Raw genomic sequence first — 1576 nt, forward strand, 5'->3', positions numbered from 1 at the left:
ATCCATTGCATAAAGGCATATAATTTGCATTAAGGAAACTTTCGTGTTCAAATGAAATTACCATATAATATATTTAAATGTATTGAAATAATGAGTAAGAATAAATACAATAATTTCATCAAGTTAACATTTTAAAGGGGAAAACTACTATGAATAAAGATATAACAAAAGATGAACATCTCCCTTCTGAAAGTACAACTGTACAATCAGCTCACTTAGCTTTAAGTGGAGAAACAAAAGGCTGGAAAAGACTGTTACCATTTTTAGGACCCGCTTTTATCGCGTCCGTTGCTTATATTGATCCTGGCAACTTTGCTACAAATATCGCAGCTGGTTCACAATATGGATATTTACTATTATGGGTTATACTCGCTTCTAACTTAATGGCTGTATTAATCCAAACTTTATCAGCTAAATTAGGAATTGCTACAGGAAACAATTTACCCGAAATAGCTCGTGAAAACTTTCCAAAGCCTGTGTCTATCGGCTTATGGATACAAGGTGAACTAGTTATTATGGCTACAGATTTAGCGGAATTTATTGGAGCTGCTTTGGGGCTTTACTTACTATTTGGAATCCCGATGCTACCTGCCGCTTTAATTACTGCAGCCGGATCATTTATTATTCTTGAGTTTCAACGTAGAGGATTTCGTCCACTAGAAGCTATTATTACAGGAATGATTTTCATTGTAGTAATTGCTTTTGGGATTCAAGTTTTTTATGCAAAACCAGAATTAAGTCCCCTTCTTTCAGGACTATTTATTCCAAAATTCCAAGGTGTAGACAGTATATTACTTGCAGCAGGGATTTTAGGTGCAACAGTTATGCCACATGCAATATACTTGCATTCTGCATTAACACAACGCCGCGTGGTCGGAACAACTGACGAACAAAAGAAAAAGATTTTTCGTTTCGAATTTATCGATATTATTATTGCAATGGTTATTGCTGGAGCAATTAATGCAAGTATGTTAATTGTTGCTGCTGCACTATTCTTTAAAAACGGCTTGCACGTTGAAGATTTAGATGTTGCTTACACTCAATTTACCAATTTAGTAGGTCCTGTATCGGCTGCATTATTTGGGATTGGACTTTTATCAGCAGGACTATCTAGCTCTTCTGTCGGTACAATGTCGGGTGATATTATTATGCAAGGTTTCATTCGCATGCATATTCCGTTATACTTACGCCGATTTATTACAATGATTCCACCATTAGTTATTATCGCTTTAGGTGTAAATCCAACTTACGCTCTAGTCATGAGCCAAGTCGTCTTATCATTCGGTATTGCATTTGCGCTAGTACCACTTATTATGTTTACAAGTAACAAAAAGATTATGGGTGCACTCGTTAACCACCGTATAACAACATTTATCGCTTGGATAATTGCAGCACTCGTTATCATTTTAAATATCTTCTTACTGTATCAAACATTTGTAGGATAATGAAAAAGGGTATTCCAATTTTAATTTGGAATACCCTTTTTTCATTATTTGTATTAATCCTATAAAGTCTTTTTAAAATAAATTTTATAATCTATTTCCAGCCAATAACTTCCTTACGCCTTGAATAATCT

Annotated in this window: 1 protein-coding gene; it reads left to right on the plus strand. The window is 34.5% G+C overall.

What is annotated here, in order from left to right; all coding sequences use genetic code 11:
* The first annotated feature begins 149 nt into the window (after nucleotides 1-149).
* Nucleotides 150-1445 carry an Nramp family divalent metal transporter gene (locus ABWK52_RS24460; RefSeq protein ID WP_001030677.1) on the plus strand — a complete coding sequence of 432 codons (1296 nt, stop codon included), beginning with the start codon at nucleotides 150-152 and terminating at the stop codon, nucleotides 1443-1445.
* The last annotated feature ends 131 nt before the right edge of the window (nucleotides 1446-1576 follow it).

Origin of the sequence: Bacillus sp. AP50 (assembly GCF_040492675.1) — a bacterium.
In the GTDB taxonomy this organism is placed as follows: Bacteria; Bacillota; Bacilli; order Bacillales; family Bacillaceae_G; genus Bacillus_A; species Bacillus_A cereus.

Coding starts and splice junctions, on each gene's coding strand:
- ABWK52_RS24460 (WP_001030677.1), top strand. CDS start 150: ATGAATAAAGATATAACAAAAGATGAACATCTCCCTTCTGAAAGTACA.